At 36.1% G+C, this 22130-nt stretch carries 21 protein-coding genes; 7 read left to right on the forward strand and 14 right to left on the reverse strand.

Translation table 11 applies throughout. The features are described 5' to 3' along the window. Positions 1-386: 386 nt before the first annotated feature. The 14 genes from RVS70_RS15350 to rpmH form a co-directional block, all read right to left on the reverse strand. Entirely contained in the window at positions 387-542 is a 156-nt protein-coding gene (locus tag RVS70_RS15350) for a hypothetical protein (protein WP_162986332.1), read from the reverse strand. Positions 543-563: 21 nt separating this feature from the next. After that, complete coding sequence (locus RVS70_RS15355; protein WP_321133912.1) at positions 564-1268, reverse strand: DUF554 domain-containing protein; 705 nt, start codon at positions 1266-1268, stop codon at positions 564-566. A 265-nt stretch (positions 1269-1533) separates the two neighbouring features. Further along, a complete protein-coding gene (locus tag RVS70_RS15360; RefSeq protein ID WP_121604240.1) occupies positions 1534-1755 on the reverse strand; it encodes an aminotransferase class V-fold PLP-dependent enzyme in 222 nt (73 codons plus the stop codon). Positions 1756-1780: 25 nt separating this feature from the next. Beyond that, on the reverse strand, positions 1781-1909 hold the full coding sequence (locus tag RVS70_RS15365) for a hypothetical protein (RefSeq protein WP_255637857.1): 129 nt from the start codon (positions 1907-1909) through the stop codon (positions 1781-1783). Between the two features lie 329 nt (positions 1910-2238). Then, positions 2239-3075 (reverse strand): ParB/RepB/Spo0J family partition protein, encoded by an 837-nt coding sequence (locus RVS70_RS15370; RefSeq protein ID WP_026680113.1) that lies wholly within the window; start codon positions 3073-3075, stop codon positions 2239-2241. Continuing rightward, positions 3056-3829: a ParA family protein gene (locus RVS70_RS15375; RefSeq protein ID WP_026680114.1), complete on the reverse strand. Its 774-nt coding sequence runs from the start codon at positions 3827-3829 to the stop codon at positions 3056-3058. The genes RVS70_RS15370 and RVS70_RS15375 overlap by 20 nt, the downstream gene beginning before the upstream one ends. Before the next feature lie 196 nt (positions 3830-4025). Beyond that, the gene (gene noc, locus RVS70_RS15380) at positions 4026-4901 is read right to left on the reverse strand and encodes a nucleoid occlusion protein (RefSeq protein ID WP_321133917.1); all 876 of its coding nucleotides are present in this window, start codon (positions 4899-4901) and stop codon (positions 4026-4028) included. A 438-nt stretch (positions 4902-5339) separates the two neighbouring features. Beyond that, positions 5340-6053, reverse strand: a complete 714-nt coding sequence (gene rsmG / locus RVS70_RS15385) for a 16S rRNA (guanine(527)-N(7))-methyltransferase RsmG (protein ID WP_026680115.1) — start codon at positions 6051-6053, stop codon at positions 5340-5342. Positions 6054-6164: 111 nt separating this feature from the next. Further along, entirely contained in the window at positions 6165-8051 is a 1887-nt protein-coding gene (mnmG, locus tag RVS70_RS15390) for a tRNA uridine-5-carboxymethylaminomethyl(34) synthesis enzyme MnmG (RefSeq protein WP_121604242.1), read from the reverse strand. Positions 8052-8109: 58 nt separating this feature from the next. Further along, complete coding sequence (gene mnmE / locus RVS70_RS15395; RefSeq protein ID WP_205389374.1) at positions 8110-9486, reverse strand: tRNA uridine-5-carboxymethylaminomethyl(34) synthesis GTPase MnmE; 1377 nt, start codon at positions 9484-9486, stop codon at positions 8110-8112. A 286-nt stretch (positions 9487-9772) separates the two neighbouring features. Then, positions 9773-10387 carry an RNA-binding cell elongation regulator Jag/EloR gene (gene jag / locus RVS70_RS15400; protein ID WP_026680118.1) on the reverse strand — a complete coding sequence of 205 codons (615 nt, stop codon included), beginning with the start codon at positions 10385-10387 and terminating at the stop codon, positions 9773-9775. After that, positions 10384-11154: a YidC family membrane integrase SpoIIIJ gene (spoIIIJ, locus tag RVS70_RS15405; RefSeq protein ID WP_026680119.1), complete on the reverse strand. Its 771-nt coding sequence runs from the start codon at positions 11152-11154 to the stop codon at positions 10384-10386. The genes jag and spoIIIJ overlap by 4 nt, the downstream gene beginning before the upstream one ends. Positions 11155-11268: 114 nt before the next feature. Continuing rightward, entirely contained in the window at positions 11269-11613 is a 345-nt protein-coding gene (gene rnpA / locus RVS70_RS15410; protein WP_121604244.1) for a ribonuclease P protein component, read from the reverse strand. 194 nt (positions 11614-11807) lie between these two features. Then, the gene (gene rpmH / locus RVS70_RS15415; protein ID WP_021290274.1) at positions 11808-11942 is read right to left on the reverse strand and encodes a 50S ribosomal protein L34; all 135 of its coding nucleotides are present in this window, start codon (positions 11940-11942) and stop codon (positions 11808-11810) included. Between the two features lie 711 nt (positions 11943-12653). On the opposite strand from rpmH, the gene dnaA reads away from it, so the two are divergent. From dnaA to gyrA, 7 genes are all read left to right on the forward strand, one after another. Continuing rightward, on the forward strand, positions 12654-13997 hold the full coding sequence (gene dnaA / locus RVS70_RS15420; RefSeq protein ID WP_026680121.1) for a chromosomal replication initiator protein DnaA: 1344 nt from the start codon (positions 12654-12656) through the stop codon (positions 13995-13997). 218 nt (positions 13998-14215) lie between these two features. After that, a complete protein-coding gene (gene dnaN / locus RVS70_RS15425; protein WP_166530510.1) occupies positions 14216-15352 on the forward strand; it encodes a DNA polymerase III subunit beta in 1137 nt (378 codons plus the stop codon). 257 nt (positions 15353-15609) lie between these two features. Further along, a complete protein-coding gene (gene yaaA / locus RVS70_RS15430) occupies positions 15610-15825 on the forward strand; it encodes a S4 domain-containing protein YaaA (RefSeq protein ID WP_026680123.1) in 216 nt (71 codons plus the stop codon). Positions 15826-16100: 275 nt separating this feature from the next. Continuing rightward, positions 16101-17213 carry a DNA replication/repair protein RecF gene (recF, locus tag RVS70_RS15435; RefSeq protein ID WP_026680124.1) on the forward strand — a complete coding sequence of 371 codons (1113 nt, stop codon included), beginning with the start codon at positions 16101-16103 and terminating at the stop codon, positions 17211-17213. Between the two features lie 15 nt (positions 17214-17228). Continuing rightward, positions 17229-17528: an extracellular matrix regulator RemB gene (gene remB / locus RVS70_RS15440; RefSeq protein ID WP_321133930.1), complete on the forward strand. Its 300-nt coding sequence runs from the start codon at positions 17229-17231 to the stop codon at positions 17526-17528. Between the two features lie 16 nt (positions 17529-17544). Next, a complete protein-coding gene (gene gyrB / locus RVS70_RS15445) occupies positions 17545-19470 on the forward strand; it encodes a DNA topoisomerase (ATP-hydrolyzing) subunit B (protein ID WP_026680126.1) in 1926 nt (641 codons plus the stop codon). Between the two features lie 95 nt (positions 19471-19565). Further along, the gene (gene gyrA / locus RVS70_RS15450) at positions 19566-22064 is read left to right on the forward strand and encodes a DNA gyrase subunit A (protein WP_026680127.1); all 2499 of its coding nucleotides are present in this window, start codon (positions 19566-19568) and stop codon (positions 22062-22064) included. The last annotated feature ends 66 nt before the right edge of the window (positions 22065-22130 follow it).

The following is a 22130-nucleotide window of genomic DNA, read 5'->3' on the forward strand; positions in this document are numbered from 1 at the left end:
CGCGAGCCGAAAATCCACTTTGCAACGTGTTCTTCTTTGCAAAGTTAGTTGAGGCCGTGCCCGCGGAAAGCGAAGTAATTAGTCGGAGCATTGCCAATATACATCAAACATTTCAAAATAACTACTTCGCTTAACGCAGTCATTGCACTGATTTGATACTTTCTTAACTTTGAACAAAGAAGCAGGTGCCCCCATTAGCAACGTAGGACCGAACCACTTCGCATGAGGTAAAGGAAACACAAATAGCCACAGCGATTCACTGTTGACTTATCATAATCATAATCGTAGGTCTCGTCGGCATCTATGAAACGACTTACTCTGTTATACACAATCTTAATCAACAAAAAACAGCGATACTCATGCTGTGATCGCTGTTTCCCTATCTACTAGTTATTATCTTTTTCCAGCTTTTTAATGCGTTCTTCTAATTCTGATAGTTTTTTATACTTATCATGTATCCTTGAGCGGATGCCTTGAATTATAACAACTATAGTTAAAATAGTAACAATTACTGCTAATAACCAGCCTATGTATATTTCCATATACGAAAGTTACCCCCTCATTTAGAATAATTGATATATATAATATATAAAAGCTACTGTAATAATAGCTGGCAATAGATTTCCGATTCGAATAGATGTGATTTTTAGTAGATTGAAGCCAATCGCCAGAATTAGTACTCCACCTACTGCAGTTAGCTCTGTTATCATGCCATTCAGAAAGCTTTCTGGAAGGATTTGTTCTATTTGTGTAGCTAATAAAGCAATACTACCTTGATATAAAACAACCGGGATAACCGATAGGATAACCCCAAACCCTAAAGTTGTCGTTAATACGAGCGCTACAAATCCATCAAGAATTCCTTTTGTAATTAATACTTCATGATCACCACGAATTCCACTATCTAAAGCACCAATTACCGACATGGCACCTATTACAAAAATTAGTGATGCAGTGACAAAACCTTGGGATACGCTAAAATCACTGCTTTTCGTCGTGAATTTACTTCCTATCCATGTTCCCAGACTATTTAATCTTACTTCTAGATTCAATAGCTCTCCTAGAATTGCCCCTGTAAGTAAGCTGAGTAATACAATGATAATTAGCTCTGTGGAAAGTGCCATTTGAACCCCAATAATCATAACTGCCAATCCAATTCCTTGCATAACTGTTTCTTTATACCGTTCAGGAATTTTTGTAAAGAGTAAACCAAACAAACTACCAATGATGATTAATACGCCATTGATGATAGTTCCATATAATGCCATGCCCTCATCATCCCCAATAATTGAATTAATTTAATAGATGCTTGCAATGTCTCTCATTGCTTTTATAAATGGAGTTATTTCTTCTTATGTATTGCTTCTCGAAAGACTTACTCTTACAGCACCTTGTTCTGGTTTGCAACATTTCATGCATTAGTGAACTACATTGTAGACAAGCTCGTAATGCGATCTGATAATGTGCATCCAGTATCGTAGCAATTTCATGTGATGATATATCTTTACTATTAAATGCTATCATTGGCAGAGATCATTCATCTATCCTATAGCACGTAACACCAGAAATTGCTTGGAGCTCATTCACAAGCATTTGCGTTAATAATGTTTCACGTGAAACAATTTCCTCTACTTGTTTTTCAAATAAACTTAAAGCAGCAAGTAAACCAGCTATCGCTAGCGTATTCAACGTACCACTTTCAAATCTTTCCGACCATCCGTTTGGTTGCAATACTTCCTCTGAATGGCTTCCCATCCCTCCATGAATAAGTGGTTTTAATTCACCCTTGTACCATAGTATGCCCCCCTCTTTTGGGGATCGCACCTATTTCATTCATTACCCTCATCATCGCCTCGATAACTACTGGTGGTTTCGGATAAGATGAGGCAGCTTGATCAAAATATATCATGATCTATCCGCCAATTCTATTTAGACTATAAGCTGAAGCTCATTAATTTATACGTGTATAGAACAAAAGTACAAGCACCGATTAGAAACATAGCGACTGGATCGAGTCAACGGATATAAAGGAATCACGGTGTGCTTGCGAGCCAATAATGACTTAGATTAGGGCGATTCGTGAACCCGCCTAGTTTCTGGGCGCTGGATCTGGGCGCGGCTCACCACGCCTCTATTTATCCACATAGGCTAATTTTATAATTTCCTAGACTATAACAAAAGACTGACATTTTTCATTGTCAGTCTTTTATTAAAATCATATCATATGTTGTGGCTCGCTCACTGATCTAATACATCCATAATTCGTTGTAAGTCTTCATCATTATAAAACTCAATTTCAATTTTACCTTTTCGTTTACCGCGCTGAATGGAAACTGCTGTACCCAGCCTATTTCTTAAGTATGATTCTCTCTCCTGAAGGAAAATATCCTTCTTAGGCTTTTCTTTCTTCTTCACCGGTTTTTCATTTAACTGAATAATTAACTTCTCTACTTGTCTAACATTCAGCTTCTCTCTCCGTATCTTTTGAATCAGTGCTTGCAGTTTAGTTTTATCTTTCAGACCTAATAAGGCTCGTCCATGACCCATTGAAAGCTCCCCGTTGTTAATACAAGCTATCACCTGATCTGGTAAGGAAAGTAACCGAACGATATTGGCAATATGTGAGCGACTCTTTCCTAACCTCCTTGATAGCTCTTCTTGGGTAATCCTTAATTCATTCATTAAGTTGGCGTATGCATGCGCCTCTTCAATCGGTGTTAAATCTTCTCTTTGAAGATTTTCTAATAGGGCAAGCTCCATCATTTTTTCATCCGATAATTCTTTAATGACGACAGGAAGTTTTTCTAAACCAGCCTCTTTAGCAGCACGGTATCTTCGTTCACCAACAACTATTTCATATCCTTTAATACTTTTACGTACTATGAGTGGTTGAATGATTCCATATTCTAGTATCGATTCTTTTAACTCCTCAATAGCATCTGCATGAAATGTCTTACGTGGTTGATATGGATTTGGTCTACATTCAGTAATGGCTATTTCCTGAATAACATCATCTTCATGCTCTTCAATGTCTGGAAAAAAAGCATTAATACCTTTACCTAACCCTTTCGCCATTGGCCATCACTTCCTTCGCTAATTCAAGGTATACTTCTGCCCCTCTTGATTTTGGATCATAACTTATAATCGGAAGTCCATGGCTAGGAGCTTCACCCAACCTCACATTTCTAGGAACAATCGTTTGATACACCTTATCCTGAAAATATTTTTTAACTTCCTCAATTACCTGAAGACCCAAATTCGTTCTTGCATCTAACATCGTCAACAGTACCCCTTCTATCATAAGTGACTTATTTAAGTGCTTTTGGACTAGTCGAATGGTATTCAATAACTGACTTAGCCCCTCCAAAGCATAATATTCACATTGTACTGGAATAATTACCGTATCTGAAGCAGTTAATGCATTTAATGTTAATAAGCCTAAAGAAGGCGGGCAATCTATAATGATATAATCATACTTTTCTTTCAAGTTTTCTAATGATTTCTTTAATCTTATTTCCCTAGAAATTGTTGGTACAAGTTCAATTTCTGCACCAGCAAGCTGAATGGTAGCAGGTATGATATCTAAGTTGTCTACATTTGTTGGAATACAAACTTCCTCAGCTGGTAGATCTTCTACTAGTACATTATAGATACAGTTTTTCACATCTGCTTTATTAACCCCTGTACCACTTGTTGCATTTCCCTGGGGATCTACATCAACAAGAAGTACATTGTTGCCCAAATGTGCAAGACAAGCACTTAAATTCACCGATGAAGTTGTTTTTCCTACGCCACCTTTTTGATTTGCGATGGACATTATTTTTCCCATGTTGACACCTACCCTAAAACTATATACTTTCTATTTTATCACTTTTTTTATGCAATGGGCGACTTATTTATGTTTTGTTTCTATTTCATAATCCAAAATTGCACCATTTTCCGTGTTTTAACTATTCATGTGCAAAATACCCATCTTTTTTGTAAAAGATGGGCTGTACATGTAATTATTTCGATGTATAATAGCTTTACTTCTTTTTAGGTATTTTTATTGTGATTTGGTAGTAATCGTCTAAATCCTGTTCATCTGATTCAACTTCTACTCCCGTATCTGACACCATATTTAAAGACTGTCTAATGGTGTTCATTGCAATTCGAATATCCTTATTGAACCCTTTTCTCTTTGGCACTTTCTTTTTCGTTGTAGATTGTTGCTCATTTAATTTTTTAATTCGATCTTCTGTTTGTTTAACATTTAGGTCATTATCCAAAATATCTTGTAATAATTTAATCTGCTTTTCTTCATCTTTCAATTTAATGAGTGCGCGTGCATGTCTTTCTGTGATGTATTTACCCAATAATGCCTCTTGTACGGGCTGTGGCAATTTTAATAAACGAAGCTTATTAGCAATTGTAGATTGATTCTTGCCTAAACGTTGTGCTAATGCTTCCTGCGTTAATGAATGTATTTCCAATAGTCTAGCGTAAGCAGTTGCCTCTTCTATAACTGTTAATTCCTCTCGTTGCAAGTTCTCAATTAATGCTACGGAGGCAGTTTCAGCATCTGTCATTTCACGAATAATAGCCGAGATGTATTCCCATCCCAATGATTGCACTGCTCTCCATCTGCGTTCCCCAGCTATTAACTCATATTTTTCTTCCTCGCCATCCACCTCTAACTTACGTACGACGATTGGTTGAATCATTCCATGCGTATGAATTGTCTGTGCGAGTTCTTTTATTTTTTCTTCACTAAAAATCGATCTTGGTTGAAATCGATTGGCCTCTATATGATTGATAGGAATCTGAATAACTTCATCAGGATGAAACGATTCCATTTCAGCATCTGAATCCGCTTCAGATTTATCACCTATTCCAAAAAATCGGTTAAAGGGCTTCACCATAATCCCACACCACCTCTATTGTACTTGATATGCTTATCTATGTATAAAATATAAAATGTTTCACGTGAAACATTTTATATGAATCTATCATTATTATAGCACAGGAAAAGGTATTCATAAGAAAAGCGCGGGGCAACTTGACTACTCCCAACATGCCTTTACAAATCTTTTATTTCCTTAAGGAAAGTGCTAAAGACCTATAAAAAAGGCAGTAAATCTAGACATTTCATCACTTATACGTTCATATCGCTTAAGAAAAAACGCTGCAGCAAAAATGCTACTGCGCTTGTATAAAAACTACACACCCATGTACATGTTGCTGGATGATAGTGCATCAGCTTATATTTTATCACATTTTTTAGCCAAAGAATATCCAATCAGCCTATTTTAAAATTAATGCTTTGATCGCTAAAATTCATACATGTAAGTAATGATAGCTTATTCAATTGGCTCTTTGTTTGGTAAGCCAGCTTTTCTTGGATACTTCTTAGGTGTTTTTCTTACTTTTTTAATCTCTATAATAGATCGTTCGCTAGCTTCTTCAGGCAAAGCAAATGTGTATGTATGCATTAATTTTCCACCTAATAACTCAACTGCCGATTTTGCTTGTCCTACTTCATCCTTTGCCTTTAATCCCTTCATAGCAAGAAAAACTCCATGCTTTTTAGTTAATGGTAAACACAATTCACATAGCACGGACATACGGGCGACAGCTCTTGCTGTTACTATATCAAACGATTCTCGAAATTGGTTCTTCCCGAAATTCTCGGCACGATCATGATAAAAAGCAACGTTATCTAACGCTAACTCCGTTGCTAAGTGATTTAAAAAGCCGATACGTTTTTTTAATGAATCCACAATCGTTACTTTAAGCTGCGGAAAACATATCTTTAAAGGAATACTGGGAAATCCTGCCCCTGCTCCGACATCACAGATAGTTAAGTCTGTAGTGAAATCATAATAAAAGGCCGCACTTATGGAATCATAAAAATGCTTTAAGTAGACATCCTTTTCTTCTGTTAAACCAGTAAGATTTATTTTTTCATTCCATTCAACTAACGTACGATAATAGATAGCAAATTGTTCCTGCTGCTGTTGATTTAGATCGATTCCTTTTATCCTTAAAGCTTGTACAAATTGTTCTGGGTTCATACCGTTAACTCCTTATGTAGAGGGTGTTACAGAAAGGAATAACAGCTGTATACCTTTCTGTAACCTGAAATATCCTAAACACTCCTGCATCAGTCCACTGTCAATCAAATACTAATTCGCCAAACGAGCGATATTTCCTTGTTCAATATATACGATTAAAATGGATATATCTGCAGGATTGACCCCTGAAATTCGTGACGCTTGACCTACGGATAGTGGTCTTACCTTTTTAAGCTTTTCTTTTGCTTCTGTAGCTATTCCACTAATATCATCATAATCAATATCTACTGGAATTTTCTTATCTTCCATCTTAAGCATACGCTCTACTTGTTCATTTGCTTTTTTGATATAGCCTTCATATTTTATTTGAATACCGACCTGTTCCGTTACTTCAGCGGATAATTTGGGATCTGCTTGGATAATAGATGATAATAAATCATAGGATAATTCTGGACGCTTCAATAAATCATAAGCTTTTATAGCTTCTTTTAGAGGTGTTGCACCTGCTTGCTCAAGCAGGTAGTTTACCTCTTCAGAAGGTTTTATAATTAGCTTGAACAATCGATTTTTCTCTTCTTCTACCAGTCGATTTTTCTCGACAAATTTAGCATAGCGTTCTTCTGAGATAAGACCAAGCTGGTAGCCTAATTCAGTCATTCGTAAATCAGCATTATCATGTCTTAATAATAGACGATATTCCGCACGAGAAGTAAGAAGACGATAGGGCTCATTGGTTCCTTTTGTTACTAAATCATCTATTAGTACACCAATATAAGCTTGGGATCGATCTAGAATAACTGGTTCTTTATCCAATACTTTTGCTGCGGCATTAATTCCTGCCATAATTCCTTGAGCAGCAGCTTCTTCATAACCCGAAGTACCGTTAATTTGACCAGCAGTAAACAATCCAGGAATTTTTTTTGTTTCCAAGGTTGGCCACAGCTGTGTTGGTACAATTGCATCATATTCAATTGCATAGCCTGCGCGCATAATTTCTGCATTCTCTAGTCCTTCTACACTTCTTACCATTTCATGTTGAATGGATTCAGGAAGTGATGTGGAAAGTCCTTGTACATAAACCTCTTCCGTATCTCTTCCTTCTGGTTCTAGGAAAATTTGATGACGAGGTTTATCATTAAATCGAACAATTTTGTCTTCAATAGACGGGCAATAACGAGGACCCGTTCCCCTTTTCATACCAGAATACATGGATGAAAGTGATAGGTTCTCATTAATTATTTCATGTGTAAATTCATTTGTATACGTTAACCAACATGGGATTTGCTCCGTAATATATTCCGTTGTTTCATAAGAAAAACTTTGTGGTTTTTCATCACCTGGTTGGATCTCTGTTTTTGAATAATCAATGGTATGACTATTTACTCTTGGTGGAGTACCTGTTTTAAAGCGAGTAATCTCAAACCCAAGCTCTTCTAAGTTTTCGGATAGCTTAATTGTTGGGCGTTGGTTATTAGGACCACTCTCATACTCCAGATCCCCCATTAAAACTTTCCCACGCATAAACGTACCAGTAGTAATTATAACTGTTTCTGCACTATAAGCAGCATTCGTTTCAGTAATAACACCTTTACATATGCCATTTTCGACAATTAATTGATCTACCATACCTTGACGTAGTGTAAGATTTCTTTCATTTTCAATTATTTGTTTCATTTCTTTTATATATAAAGGCTTATCAGCTTGTGCACGCAAAGCCTGCACAGCTGGTCCTTTCCCAGTATTTAACATACGCATTTGAATATACGTTTTATCAATTACTTTTGCCATAACACCGCCAAGTGCATCTATTTCACGAACCACTATACCTTTAGCAGGTCCGCCTATTGACGGGTTACATGGCATAAAGGCAATCATATCTAGGTTGAGTGTGAGCATTAATGTCTTTGCACCCATTTTTGCTGCAGCGAGACCTGCTTCTACTCCAGCATGCCCTGCACCAACTACAATCACGTCATAATGACCTGCATCATATGTCATTGGTCTTCATCCTTTCTATATTTTCATTACCAATATCAAAAAAAACGATAGTTTTTATTTACTTTCCTAAACAAAATTGTGAAAACAGCTGATCAATTAAACTGTCACTTGCTGTATCACCAATAATTTCTCCTAAGAATTCCCATGTTCTTGTAACATCAATTTGAACAATATCCAGAGGCATTTCTAATTTTAGAGCATCGATAGCATCTTCTAATGCACGGCTGGCTTGTTTTAATAACTGAATATGTCGTACATTTGAAACATACGTTAGATCTCCGGTATCAATTTCCCCTTCGAAGAACGTTTTAGAAATCGCATTTTCTAATTCATCTACACCTTCTTCTTCAATTAATGAGGTAGTGACAACTGGTTTATCCTCTGCTAGCACTTTTACCCGCTCTAAATCCAATTTTTGCTCAAGGTCTGTCTTATTAATTATTACAATATAATTAAGTCCCTGTATTGCTGTAAATAATTTTTCGTCTTCCTCTGTTAAATCATCGTTATAGTTCAAAACGAATAAAATCAAATCAGACTCTTTTAATACCTGTCTAGAGCGTTCCACACCAATCTTCTCAACAATATCTTCTGTTTCTCTAATACCTGCTGTATCTACCAAACGTAGTGGAACACCTCTTACGTTTACATACTCTTCAATAATATCCCGTGTTGTCCCTGGTATTTCTGTTACAATGGCCTTATTTTCTTGAACCAGTGTATTCATTAACGAAGACTTACCGACATTTGGTCTACCAATAATAGCCGTTGCTAAGCCTTCTCTTAATATTTTGCCTTGTTTAGCAACCTGTAACAGCTTCTCTATTTCTGCATGAACTTCTTTTGTCTTCTTACGCATCATTTCATGTGACATTTCTTCCACATCATCATATTCAGGATAATCAATATTCACCTCAACATGAGCAACTGTTTCCAATAGATCCTGTCGTAGACGCTCAATTAAAGTAGACAAACGACCATCCATTTGTTTTAGAGCTACCGACATTGCTTTGTCTGTTTTAGCCCGGATTAAATCCATTACCGCCTCAGCTTGAGACAAATCTATTCTGCCATGTAGAAAGGCTCGTTTGGTAAACTCACCAGGCTCTGCTAAACGTGCTCCTTTACTCAATATAATTTCCAGCACACGATTTACAGCAACCATTCCACCATGACAGTTAATTTCAACTACATCTTCACGTGTAAATGTTTTCGGCGCTCGCATCACAGAAACCATTACTTCCTCAGCAATCTCATTTGATTGTGGATCGATAATTTTCCCATAGTTAATAGTATGCGACGCTACCTGCTTTAAATCATTGCCTTTGAATATTTCCGTAGTTATTGAAATTGCTTCAGGACCACTTAATCGGACAATTGCTATCGCCCCTTCACCAATCGGTGTGGATATTGCAGTAATTGTATCTGTTTCCATTGCTCTTCACCTCCAACATAAAGTTATATATATAGAACGTATAATTATTTTTATCGTCACTAACTTAATAGAATATCATACTTTTTAATAAAAATAAAGTTATCCACAACACATCCCTGCTAAACGTGATAAGGTTTATGCACATGTGGATAACTTTATTCGATATACGCTTCCTGCTTCGTGAATTGTACACAATCTGTCAAAATAATGCTACCCTTTTTCAAAAAAAATTCCGCCTAGTTTGGCACTAAGCGGATAATTTTTGATTTATTTCTTACTAGCCATATTAAGGCTGTATTACAATATGACGATGTGGCTCTTTACCATCAGAATATGTCGAAACTTCTTCATTTGCTTGTAGCACACTATGAATAATTTTACGTTCGAAGGCAGGCATTGGCTCCAAAGCTACCTTTTTATTCATGCGGATAGCCTTATCTGCCATTTTTAACGCAAGCGACTCAAGTGTCTCTTTTCTACGTCCCCGATAACCTTCAGCATCTAGTGTCACCGTATAATATTGCTTTCCTTCTTTATTGATAACAAGATGTAGTAAATATTGTAAGGCATTTAAAGTTTGTCCTCTTTTTCCAATAAGTAAAGCTATATTATCACCCTGTACATCATAGGTTACATGATTTTCCTCTACCTTTGTAAAAATCGTAGCATCTATATGCATCTGTTTTATGATTTGCTGTAAATATTTTTCCGTTTCTTCTATCTGATTTTTGACAGTCGATACCTTTACAAAAGCGCGTTTGGACCCGAAAACACCTAGTAACCCTTTTTTTCCTTCATCAATCACGTCGATTTCGACTTGGTCCCTTGTTGTATTTAACTGCTCTAATGCTGATTGGACCGCTTCTTCAACCGTTTGTCCACTAGCAGTTATTTCTCTCACTTTTTGTCTCCTCCATTACTTTTATCAGCCATCATTGGTTTACGGATAAATAGTGTTTGGGCAACCATAAAGATATTCCCTACTACCCAATATAACGCCAATGCTGCTGGGAAGAATATTGCAAAAACACCAATCATAATAGGCATCACATAAAGCATAACCATCATTTGTGGATTTTGAGCGGCTGGACTTCCTGACATCATCAATTTTTGCTGGAACCACGTAGCTGCTGCAGCAATAATCGGTAAAATGAAAAATGGATCCGGCGCACCTAGCTCAAACCACAGAAAACTATGTGTCTTGATGGATTCCGTACGCATAATTGCATGATACATGGCAATTAAAATAGGCATTTGAATAAATATTGGTAAGCACCCTGCAAGCGGATTTACCCCATTCTTTTGAAATAATGCCATTGTTTCCTGCTGTAGTTTTTGCTGTGTATTTGCATCTTTCGAGCTATATTTCTGTTGCAGTTCCTTCAACTTAGGCTGAATATCCTGCATAGCTTTTGAACTCTTTAATTGTTTCACATTTAGTGGTAGCAGTACTAGCCTTACTAAAATAGTAACGATTACAATCGCTAGACCGTAGTTTTCATTAAATAATTCTGCAAAATATGTGATTAGCATGGATACTGGAAAGACGAAATATTTATTCCAGATACCTTCACTTTCTTCCGTGATAGGTTCATTTACATCGGTACAACCAGAAAGTATTGCTAGCAGACCAATTAAAGTTACCAGCAACCAAAACTTTTTACGCAACACTTTTCCTCCTAACTAAAATAAAAGAGCTAACTCTTTTCTATCAACGAATATTCAAATAGCTTATCCTAAGAGTTATTTTAACCTAAACAAACCTAAGATTCTATATTAAATTTATTGATTTTTTAACAATCGTTCTTTATATAAAAGATGTGTCAAGCTTTTTTTGATTTCATGATATTCCATCTGTTTTGCAGGGTGTCTGGCAATGATTACAATATCATGTGGATACGCAATTTTTTCCTCTAATTCTTGAAAAGACTGACGTAAATAACGCTTAATTCGATTTCTTGTTACCGCATTTCCTATCTTTTTTCCAACAGATAACCCAATTCTGAAATGATTCTGCCCCTTTTTCTCTACATAATAGATGACGAGTTGTCTGTTTGCAAAAGATTTACCACACTTAAACGTATATTGAAATTCTTCATTCTTTTTAATTCGAAATTCTTTCTTCATCTATATCACCTTATTACGTATACCACTTATCAGCTTGTCCCTGATTCTGGTCTTTTCTATGTATAATTATAGAAGAAATATCATTCTTCTATTCTTAAGCTGCCCAACTTATAAGTGGTAATAACACATTAACCCACTTCTATCTATAAACAATATGTCTAAAGTGGAAAAAAGACCACTGATTATTCAGTGGCCTATGCAGACAAGACTTTTCTTCCTTTACGACGACGACGAGCCAATACTTTACGTCCGTTTTTAGTACTCATACGTGAGCGAAAGCCGTGTACTTTTTTACGTTTGCGATTATTTGGTTGATACGTTCTTTTCATTTATCCTGCACCTCCCTAAGGGATGAAATAATCTTTTATTAAACAGTCAATAGACAGTCTTTGTAATTATACGTAAAAATACTTCCATCTGTCAACTCACTTCTAATTTAAACTATCCACACCCTACTGTTTGGAAATAATCGAGTCTTATTTGCTATCCACAACATATATCGACAGGAAAATCACAAAATATAGTGGTGTGGACAATAATTGTCTACAACCGATGGACTTTGTGGATAACTGTCGAAACCCCATTGCATTCAAAGGGTTTTTCTGATATTATATTTGTGTTTAACTTGTGAAAAAAGAAAACTGAAATTCTAGTTATACACAGACTGTGGATAACTTGTGGATACTTGTTAACATGATTGTTTATGTTGTTATCAACAAAGCTGTGGACAACGTTTATAATTAATTCAAAGCTTATTCCACCTATATTTATTTATCCACACCAATATTATTTTTGTTATACCATTTTAACCCTTCAATTTTAAATACAATTGGAAGTAGACCCAAACGTAAATTCTATTTATCTTGCCTTTCCATCTTTAAAAGATTGAGAGAGGCTTTTTATGTCATTATTACTCATTAATTGGAGCAGTATGCAGTCTTTACGTAAATACTCATTAATTAACATAAATGGTTCCTAATAGAAACATCGATAATTGGAAGTGGATGACATTTATTACAGTGAAAGGAGTGAAATTCTGCTTGGAGAATATACAGGAAATATGGATAGCTACCTTAGAGAGAATTGAAGAAAAAATTAGTAAGCCGAGCTTTGATACATGGTTAAAGAACACAAAAGCAGAAACCATCGAAAACAATACACTTATTGTTTCCGCACCAAATGAATTTGCTAGAGATTGGCTTGAAAATCAATACACAAAGCTTATTTCCGAGATTCTATCAGAAATAACTGGTTCAGATATTGTTGCTAAATTTATACTTCCGAATACAAGTACGTCGATTGATAACTTCGAACCTACACAGAAGCAAAAGCCAAAAGACGATCCTAATGAAGCACCTAAATCCATGTTAAATGCAAAATATACCTTTGATACGTTTGTTATTGGTGCTGGAAACAGATTCGCTCATGCTGCATCCTTGGCTGTAGCTGAGGCACCAGCACAAGCATATAACCCGTTGTTTATATATGGAGGAGTAGGTCTAGGGAAAACACATTTAATGCATGCCATTGGACATTATGTACGTGATCATAATCCAAACGCAAAGGTCGTTTATCTATCTTCTGAGAAATTTACAAACGAATTTATTAACGCAATTATGGATAATAAAACAGTTAACTTTCGTAATAAATATCGTAATGTTGATGTTCTGCTAATTGATGATATTCAATTTATAGCAGGTAAGGAATCGACACAGGAAGAATTTTTCCATACATTTAATGCATTACATGACGATAATAAACAAATAATTATTTCAAGTGATCGGCCACCAAAAGAGATTCCAACTTTAGAGGACAGGCTTCGCTCTCGCTTTGAATGGGGATTAATTACAGATATTACACCACCGGATTTAGAGACCAGAATTGCTATCTTAACAAAAAAAGCAAAAGCAGAAGGACTCGACATTCCAAATGAGGTTATGCTTTATATCGCTAATCAAATTGATACGAATATTCGCGAGCTAGAAGGTGCGCTTATTCGAATTGTTGCTTATTCATCCTTAGTTAATCAAGATATTGATGCATCACTAGCTGCTGATGCTTTAAAAGATATTATTCCTAGTAATCAACCAAAGATAATAACTATCCAGAGCATTCAAGAAACGGTTGGAGCAAAATATAATGTACGATTAGAAGATTTTATTGCCAAAAAACGGACAAAATCGATTGCTTTTCCACGCCAGATTGCTATGTATCTATCTCGAGAAATGACAGACGCATCCTTACCAAAAATCGGTGAAGAGTTCGGTGGGCGAGATCATACTACAGTAATTCATGCTCATGAAAAAGTATCAAAGTTGATGGAAAAGGATACGCAATTAGTAAAAGAACTTGAAGAATTGAAAGAGCAATTAAAATCACTTTAAATTATAACTCTCACTTTCTCATTTTCAGCTAATTAAAGATCCTGTGAAAACTGTGGAAAACAGAGACAACCTTATAAACAAGTTGTCCACATGTGAATAACCTTAGCGCATTGACAAAAACAGATTTATCCACATAATCACAGCCCTTATTATTATTATTACTATATTTTTATAAAATAATATAATTAAAAAGAACTTCCACTAGGAGGATTTATTTCATGAAATTTATCATTCAGCGAGATCAATTAATAGCAAGTGTTCAAAATGTAATGAAGGCTATTTCATCTAGAACGGTTATTCCTATATTAACTGGAATAAAAATTGAAGCTAGACAAGACGGTATAACCTTAACAGGAAGTGATTCTGATATATCTATTGAGTCCTATATTCCTGCTGAAGAAAACGGTACGGTTAATGTTGAGTACATTGAGGAAGGAAGTATTGTACTACAAGCGAAGTATTTCCCAGACATTGTTCGCAAACTTCCTGAAAAGACGATAGAAATACATGCAGATGAAAACTTAAAAGTAACCATTCGCTCAGGAAAAGCAGAATTTAATTTAAATGGACAAGATGCTACAGAATATCCACAATTACCTAAATTACAGACAGATGATAGTTTTGAACTACCAATTGATTTACTAAAGAGCTTAATTAAACAAACGGTATTTGCTGTATCCACAATGGAAACTCGACCAATCTTAACGGGTGTAAATGTAAAATTAGAAAATCAAACACTTACATTTACAGCGACAGATAGTCATCGACTAGCTTCTAGAACGATACCAGTAGCAGATACTACCAATGAATTTTCTAATGTTGTTGTTCCGGGAAAAAGTCTAAATGAATTAAACAAAATCTTAGATGATACAGAGGATAAGGTTGAAATTAGTGTAACTAGTAATCAAATTTTATTCCGAACAAAACATTTGAATTTCTTATCCCGTTTATTAGACGGTAATTATCCAGAAACCTCTCGGTTAATTCCTGATCAAAGCAAAACGGTATTGCATGTTAAAACGAAAGAATTATTAAGTACAATTGATCGTGCTTCCCTATTAGCTAAAGAAGAACGCAATAATGTAGTTCGTTTAACTACACAAGGTGATCAGCTAGTAGAAATTGCAAGTAATCATCCAGAAGTTGGAAATGTTACAGAAGAAGTTACGGTATCTTCAATAGAGGGAGAAGAGTTAAAGATTTCATTTAGTTCTAAATACATGATGGATGCATTGAAAGCCATTGAATTTGAGGATGTGAATATCGAATTCACTGGAGCGCTACGACCATTTATTATTCATCCAGCAAATGAAGACTCTATCCTGCAGTTAATTGTACCTGTGAGAACATACTAAAAATAGCTCATGCTTTCCGTTAATTTAATCAAAAAATTAACAATCACTTTGATATTTCAGCGTAAAATTTAATAAAAAGCTCTTATCGGACGAAGATAAGGGCTTTTTACATCTGTATAAGTGATTTTTAGCTTAAATAAGCGATTATTTTAGGATATAAAGGGTCATACCTTTCCTTAATGGAAAATCTTTAGTAAAATAAGAATAGAGGATAAATAGATACGTGTTTTACAAATATGACCTAAAAGAGTGATAATATGCCTGAAAAAATAACTATACGAACGGAATATATCTCCTTAGGCCAATTCATCAAGCTTGCCAATGTTTTAGAATCTGGTGGTATGGTAAAAGCCTATTTACAAGATGTTGGCGTCTTAGTTAATGGTGAACGAGAACATAGGCGAGGGAGAAAGCTATATCCTGGTGATGTGGTGAAGATTGAGGAAATCGGGTCTTTTCTCGTTACAGATTGATAAAAAATGAATTAACATATAGAGTCTTAGAAAATGATTTTGACGGTTAAAATAAAACTTGCTTGTTTCTGACGCAGCTTTTTTCATTCTGCGTCTGCAATTCGTTCAGGTTCAAGCTATTTTTGCTGCTTTGCAATCTCATTACTAGGAAGAATTTAACAGGCATCAGCAAGCCGTCATTCATAAAAATCTGTTTTCGAAAAACGTTATTTCAATAGATTACCTACGTTAAAAGGATGGAATCATAATTTTTTATGATTAGAAGAGGATTAACTATGCATATTGAAAAGCTACAATTAAAAAATTACCGTAATTACCATAAATTGGATATATCATTTGATGATAAGATAAATGTAATTATCGGTGAAAATGCGCAGGGGAAAACGAATTTAATGGAGGCTATCTACCTGCTTGCCTTTACAAAGTCCCATCGAACTCCTAGAGAAAAGGAATTGATCAAATGGGATGAAGAATATGCTAAAATAGAAGGTAGAATTACTAAAAGAAAACAATCTTTTCCGCTAGAAATCGTAATCTCCTCAAAAGGGAAAAAGGCGAAGTTAAATCGATTGGAACAAAAGCGGTTAAGTGATTATATAGGAGCGCTAAATGTTGTTATGTTTGCTCCAGAGGATTTAACACTTGTAAAAGGAGCACCACAAATTCGCAGACGTTTCATTGATATGGAACTTGGCCAAATACAGCCTCGTTACATCTATCATTTAGGACAGTACCAAAAAATCCTTAAACAACGTAATTCTGTTCTAAAACAATTGCAACGCAGATCGGATCAAGATACTACGATGTTGCAGGTTTTAACAGAGCAGCTCGCAGAACATGCCGCAACTCTATTGGAAAGGCGGTTTGTTTTTTTGGATTTATTAAGAAAATGGGCTAGTCCGATACATTATGGTATTAGTCGTCAACTTGAAAGTCTGGAAATAAAGTATTCTCCGACAATAGAAGTATCAGAAGAAGCAAATAAGGAGAAAATAGAAGATATATACTGTGAAAAATTCAAAAGCATTCAAGAAAAAGAGATCGAGAGAGGGACAACATTAATTGGCCCGCATCGTGACGATCTGCTGTTTTATGTTAATCATAGAGACGTACAAACCTATGGATCACAAGGACAGCAGCGAACAGCAGCTTTATCTGTAAAACTAGCAGAGATTGAATTAATTTATAGTGAGGTAGGAGAATACCCCATTTTATTGTTGGATGATGTGTTAAGCGAACTAGATGATTTCCGACAATCTCATCTTTTAAACACAATTCATGGTAAAGTTCAGACCTTCGTATCCACCACAAGTGTTGATGGCATTAATCATGAAACATTAGAAAAAGCGGAAATCTTTCGTGTGCAGGAAGGAAAAGTAGAAGCATAATGTGGGGGGATACAGATGTTTATTCATATTGGAAATGATACCGTCATTCACTCGTGTGATGTTGTTGCTATTATTGATTATCATTTAATTTCATCATCAACCATTATGGAAGAGTTAATGACAGAATCATTAAAAGAGAAGCGAGTAGCTGGACCGATTGAACATGCAAAATCAGTCATGATTACGAAAGAGATGATGTATTATAGCACTTTATCTGTCTCTACTCTGAAAAAAAGAGCAAGTATGATATCTACAATCAGCAAGCTCGATGATTTTTCAGACGAAATTAAGGAACTAGATTCCGAAGAAGTTTAGAAATGGATGTGAAAACATGTCAATGGAAGATAAGATCATGAATGAACAGGCCTATGATGCAGATCAAATACAGGTACTTGAAGGGCTAGAAGCGGTCCGTAAACGTCCCGGAATGTATATTGGTTCAACAAGTGAAAAAGGCTTGCATCATCTCGTCTGGGAAATTGTAGATAACAGTATTGATGAAGCCCTAGCTGGCTATTGTGATAAGATCGAGGTTATTATCGAAAAGGATAATAGTATAACGGTAAAGGATAATGGACGCGGTATCCCTGTTGATATCCAGAAAAAAACAGGACGCCCAGCTTTAGAAGTTATTATGACTGTCCTTCATGCCGGAGGAAAGTTCGGTGGTGGTGGTTATAAGGTTTCTGGTGGGCTTCATGGCGTAGGTGCTTCTGTTGTTAATGCGCTGTCTACTAATTTAGAGGTACATGTCCATCGAGATAATAAAATTCATTATTTACAGTTTAAAAAAGGTGTTCCACAAGGGGAAATTGAAGTAGTTGGCGAAACAGATATTACGGGAACAATTACACATTTCAATCCTGATCCAGAAATCTTTAACGAAACCACGACGTATAATTTTGATACGTTATCTCAACGTCTTAGAGAGTTAGCATTTCTAAATAAGGGAATCAATATTTCCATTGAAGATAAGCGAACAGACTCAGAGCCAATTAATTATCATTATGAGGGTGGAATTAGCTCTTATGTAGAATATATAAATCGCACAAAGGAAATCTTGCATGAGCCTTTTTATGCTGAAGGAGAAGAGCAAGGGATATCTGTAGAAGTTGCCATTCAATACAATGATGGCTTTACGAGCAATCTCTATTCATTTGCCAATAATATTCATACCTATGAGGGCGGTATGCATGAATCTGGGTTTAAAACAGGATTGACACGTGTGATTAACGATTATGCTAGAAAGAATAACTTATTTAAGGAAAATGATCCGAATTTATCTGGAGACGATGTTCGCGAAGGATTGACAGCAATTGTTTCCGTTAAACATCCTGATCCTCAGTTTGAAGGTCAAACAAAGACTAAATTAGGTAATAGTGAAGTACGGACAGTTACCGATTCTGTTTTTAGTGAAACCTTTTCTAAATTTTTATTCGAAAATCCAAACGTTGCTAAAATCGTTGTAGAAAAAGGATTAATGGCTTCACGTGCCCGGGCAGCGGCGAAAAAAGCTCGTGAACTGACACGTAGAAAAAGTGCGTTGGAAGTATCCAATTTACCTGGTAAACTTGCAGATTGTTCTTCAAAGGATGCTAAAATCAGTGAATTGTACATTGTGGAGGGAGATTCTGCGGGAGGATCTGCTAAACAAGGACGTGACCGACATTTTCAAGCAATCTTACCTTTACGTGGAAAGATTTTAAACGTAGAAAAAGCGCGGCTTGATAAAATTTTATCAAATAATGAAGTGCGAACGATTATTACTGCTTTAGGTACAGGGATTGGCGAGGATTTTGATATCACTAAAGCGCGTTATCATAAAATTGTGCTTATGACAGATGCCGATGTTGATGGTGCCCATATTCGAACGTTATTGTTAACCTTCTTTTATCGTTATATGCGCCCACTTATTGAGCATGGCTATGTTTATATTGCGCAGCCACCTCTTTACAAGATACAACAAGGTAAGGCTGTTCATTATGCCTACAATGACAAAGAGATGGAACGGATATTAGAGGAAATACCGAAAGCTCCAAAACCAGGCTTGCAGCGATATAAAGGTTTAGGGGAAATGAATGCAACGCAACTTTGGGAAACAACAATGAGTCCAGAATCACGTACCCTTCTTCAAGTTGAATTATCTGATGCAATTGACGCTGATCAGATTTTTGATGTGCTGATGGGAGATAAAGTGGAACCACGAAGAAACTTTATCCAAGAGAATGCCCAATATGTAAAGAATTTGGATATTTAGATAAAGCCACGTTCCACGTTGTTATATAAAATATAAAGCCAGCTTCTCAGGCTTTATAGGTTTTGGTTGTACTAGTGAATGGAGGTAGTATTACAATGGCGGATCAGCAACGTCCAAATGTACAGGAGATAAATCTTAGTCAGGAAATGCGTACATCATTCCTTGATTATGCAATGAGTGTTATTGTCTCACGTGCTCTTCCAGATGTTCGTGACGGATTAAAGCCTGTTCATCGTAGAATATTATATGCAATGAATGATTTAGGTATGCATGCAGATAAAGCTTATAAAAAATCTGCTCGTATCGTTGGTGAAGTAATTGGTAAATATCATCCACATGGTGATTCAGCTGTTTATGAAGCTATGGTAAGGATGGCGCAGGATTTTAGTTATCGAAATATGCTGGTAGATGGGCATGGTAATTTTGGTTCTGTAGATGGAGATTCAGCGGCAGCAATGCGTTATACGGAAGCAAGAATGTCAAAAATATCCATGGAATTATTGCGTGATATCAATAAAGATACAATCGATTATACGGATAACTATGATGGCTCAGAAAGGGAACCAGTTGTTTTCCCTTCTAGATTTCCTAACTTACTTGTTAATGGAGCATCAGGGATAGCTGTAGGGATGGCAACAAATATTCCACCACATAATCTTGGTGAAACAATAGATGCCGTACTTGCGCTAAGTAAAGATCCAGAAATTACAATTGATGAACTGATGGAGGATTATATTCATGGTCCTGATTTCCCTACAGCTGGGCAAATTCTTGGTAGGAGTGGAATTCGCAAAGCATATGAAACAGGGAAAGGCTCTGTTACTATTCGAGCAAAAGTCAATATTGAAGAGAAGCCAAACGGAAAGTCTACGATTATTGCAACTGAATTACCATATCAGGTAAATAAAGCAAAGCTGATAGAGAAGATTGCTGAGCTTGTACGAGATAAACGAATTGACGGAATTACTGATTTACGAGATGAATCAGATCGTGATGGGCTACGTGTCGTTATTGAACTCCGTCGGGATGTAAATGCGAATGTTGTTCTTAATAATTTATATAAACATACTGCGTTGCAAACTACCTTTGGGATAAATACGTTGGCATTAGTAGACGGACAACCTAAAGTACTTTCAATCAAACAATGTCTTATTCATTATTTAGAGCATCAAAAAGTAATTATTAAACGGCGTACAGCATTTGAATTGCGAAAAGCTGAGGCACGTGCACATATTTTAGAGGGGTTGCGAATTGCGCTTGATAATTTGGATGAGGTTATTGCGCTTATTCGTAGTTCAAAGACAACAGATATTGCACGTACTGGACTAATTGAACGTTTTGATCTATCTGAGAAACAAGCACAAGCAATTTTAGATATGCGTTTACAACGTTTAACAGGTCTTGAACGTGAAAAAATTGAAAATGAGTATAAAGAACTTCAAAAACTAATTGAAGAGTTAAAAGCGATTTTAGCGGATGAAGAAAAGGTATTAGAGATTATTCGTGAAGAGCTAACAGAAATTAAGGAACGCTTTAATGATGATCGTCGAACTGAAATTGTTGTTGGTGGTAGTGATTTCTTTGAGGACGAAGATCTAATCCCAGAAGAAAACATTGTTATTACATTAACACATCAGGGATATATCAAACGATTACCTTCTTCTACCTATCGTACTCAGAAGCGTGGCGGTCGTGGTATCCAAGGAATGGGAACGAATGAGGATGATTTTGTTGAACATCTTGTCTCTACTTCTACCCATGACACTATATTATTCTTCACAAATAAAGGTAAAGTGTACAAGGCAAAAGGATATGAAGTGCCAGAGTTCAGTAGAACTGCAAAAGGAATTCCCATTATTAATCTGTTGCAAATTGAGAAAGGCGAATGGGTGAATGCGGTTATCTCTGTAAAAGACTATCGTGAAGATCAATTTTTATTTTTTACAACGAAGCACGGTATTTCTAAACGTACGTCACTTGCCCAATTTGCAAATATTCGTAAAGGTGGACTTATTGCAGTAGGACTTCGAGAAGAAGATGAGCTGATCTCAGTGCGGCTAACTGATGGTACAAAGGATATGATGATTGCAACGAAAAATGGCTATTTAATTCGTTTTCCAGAGGACCAAATACGATCTATGGGAAGGACTGCAGCTGGCGTAAAGGGTATATCATTACGTGAAGATGATGAGGTTGTTTCCATGGAAATCTTACAGGAAGATGCTAAGATTCTCCACGTAACAAGTAAGGGTTATGGTAAACAAACACCAGAGTCAGAGTATCGAATAACAAATCGTGGTGGTAAAGGAATATACACTTGTAATTTAACAGAAAAAACAGGACATGTAGCAGCGGTGAAAGCTGTTTCAGGTAAAGAAGATCTTATGCTAATTACTGTTGCAGGTGTACTCATTCGTATTCCAGTCGAAGATATATCAGAGACTGGACGTAATACGATGGGAGTTCGTTTGATCCGTTTACAGGATGATGAGGAAGTAGCTACTGTAACAAGGATTGATCAGGATGAGGAAGAAGAACAAGTGGATCAGAAAGATCAAGCAGCACAAGATACAACAGAAGATGTGGAAGAATAATTGAAAAGATGGCTGACGTTCGGCCATCTTTTTTTCAACTAGATGAAACACAATGAGATACTATCC

Source organism: Virgibacillus sp. M23, from assembly GCF_034190895.1.
Lineage (GTDB): Bacteria > Bacillota > Bacilli > Bacillales > Amphibacillaceae > Virgibacillus > Virgibacillus salarius.

What these genes read in the sequence shown, in the direction of transcription:
- RVS70_RS15350 (WP_162986332.1), bottom strand. Translation starts at nt 542, where the DNA reads ATGGAAATATACATAGGCTGGTTATTAGCAGTAATTGTTACTATTTTA.
- RVS70_RS15355 (WP_321133912.1), bottom strand. Translation starts at nt 1,268, where the DNA reads ATGGCATTATATGGAACTATCATCAATGGCGTATTAATCATCATTGGT.
- RVS70_RS15360 (WP_121604240.1), bottom strand. Translation starts at nt 1,755, where the DNA reads ATGGGAAGCCATTCAGAGGAAGTATTGCAACCAAACGGATGGTCGGAA.
- RVS70_RS15365 (WP_255637857.1), bottom strand. Translation starts at nt 1,909, where the DNA reads ATGATATATTTTGATCAAGCTGCCTCATCTTATCCGAAACCACCAGTA.
- RVS70_RS15370 (WP_026680113.1), bottom strand. Translation starts at nt 3,075, where the DNA reads ATGGCGAAAGGGTTAGGTAAAGGTATTAATGCTTTTTTTCCAGACATT.
- RVS70_RS15375 (WP_026680114.1), bottom strand. Translation starts at nt 3,829, where the DNA reads ATGGGAAAAATAATGTCCATCGCAAATCAAAAAGGTGGCGTAGGAAAA.
- noc (WP_321133917.1), bottom strand. Translation starts at nt 4,901, where the DNA reads ATGGTGAAGCCCTTTAACCGATTTTTTGGAATAGGTGATAAATCTGAA.
- rsmG (WP_026680115.1), bottom strand. Translation starts at nt 6,053, where the DNA reads ATGAACCCAGAACAATTTGTACAAGCTTTAAGGATAAAAGGAATCGAT.
- mnmG (WP_121604242.1), bottom strand. Translation starts at nt 8,051, where the DNA reads ATGACATATGATGCAGGTCATTATGACGTGATTGTAGTTGGTGCAGGG.
- mnmE (WP_205389374.1), bottom strand. Translation starts at nt 9,486, where the DNA reads ATGGAAACAGATACAATTACTGCAATATCCACACCGATTGGTGAAGGG.
- rnpA (WP_121604244.1), bottom strand. Translation starts at nt 11,613, where the DNA reads ATGAAGAAAGAATTTCGAATTAAAAAGAATGAAGAATTTCAATATACG.
- rpmH (WP_021290274.1), bottom strand. Translation starts at nt 11,942, where the DNA reads ATGAAAAGAACGTATCAACCAAATAATCGCAAACGTAAAAAAGTACAC.
- dnaN (WP_166530510.1), top strand. Translation starts at nt 14,216, where the DNA reads ATGAAATTTATCATTCAGCGAGATCAATTAATAGCAAGTGTTCAAAAT.
- yaaA (WP_026680123.1), top strand. Translation starts at nt 15,610, where the DNA reads ATGCCTGAAAAAATAACTATACGAACGGAATATATCTCCTTAGGCCAA.
- recF (WP_026680124.1), top strand. Translation starts at nt 16,101, where the DNA reads ATGCATATTGAAAAGCTACAATTAAAAAATTACCGTAATTACCATAAA.
- remB (WP_321133930.1), top strand. Translation starts at nt 17,229, where the DNA reads ATGTTTATTCATATTGGAAATGATACCGTCATTCACTCGTGTGATGTT.
- gyrB (WP_026680126.1), top strand. Translation starts at nt 17,545, where the DNA reads ATGTCAATGGAAGATAAGATCATGAATGAACAGGCCTATGATGCAGAT.
- gyrA (WP_026680127.1), top strand. Translation starts at nt 19,566, where the DNA reads ATGGCGGATCAGCAACGTCCAAATGTACAGGAGATAAATCTTAGTCAG.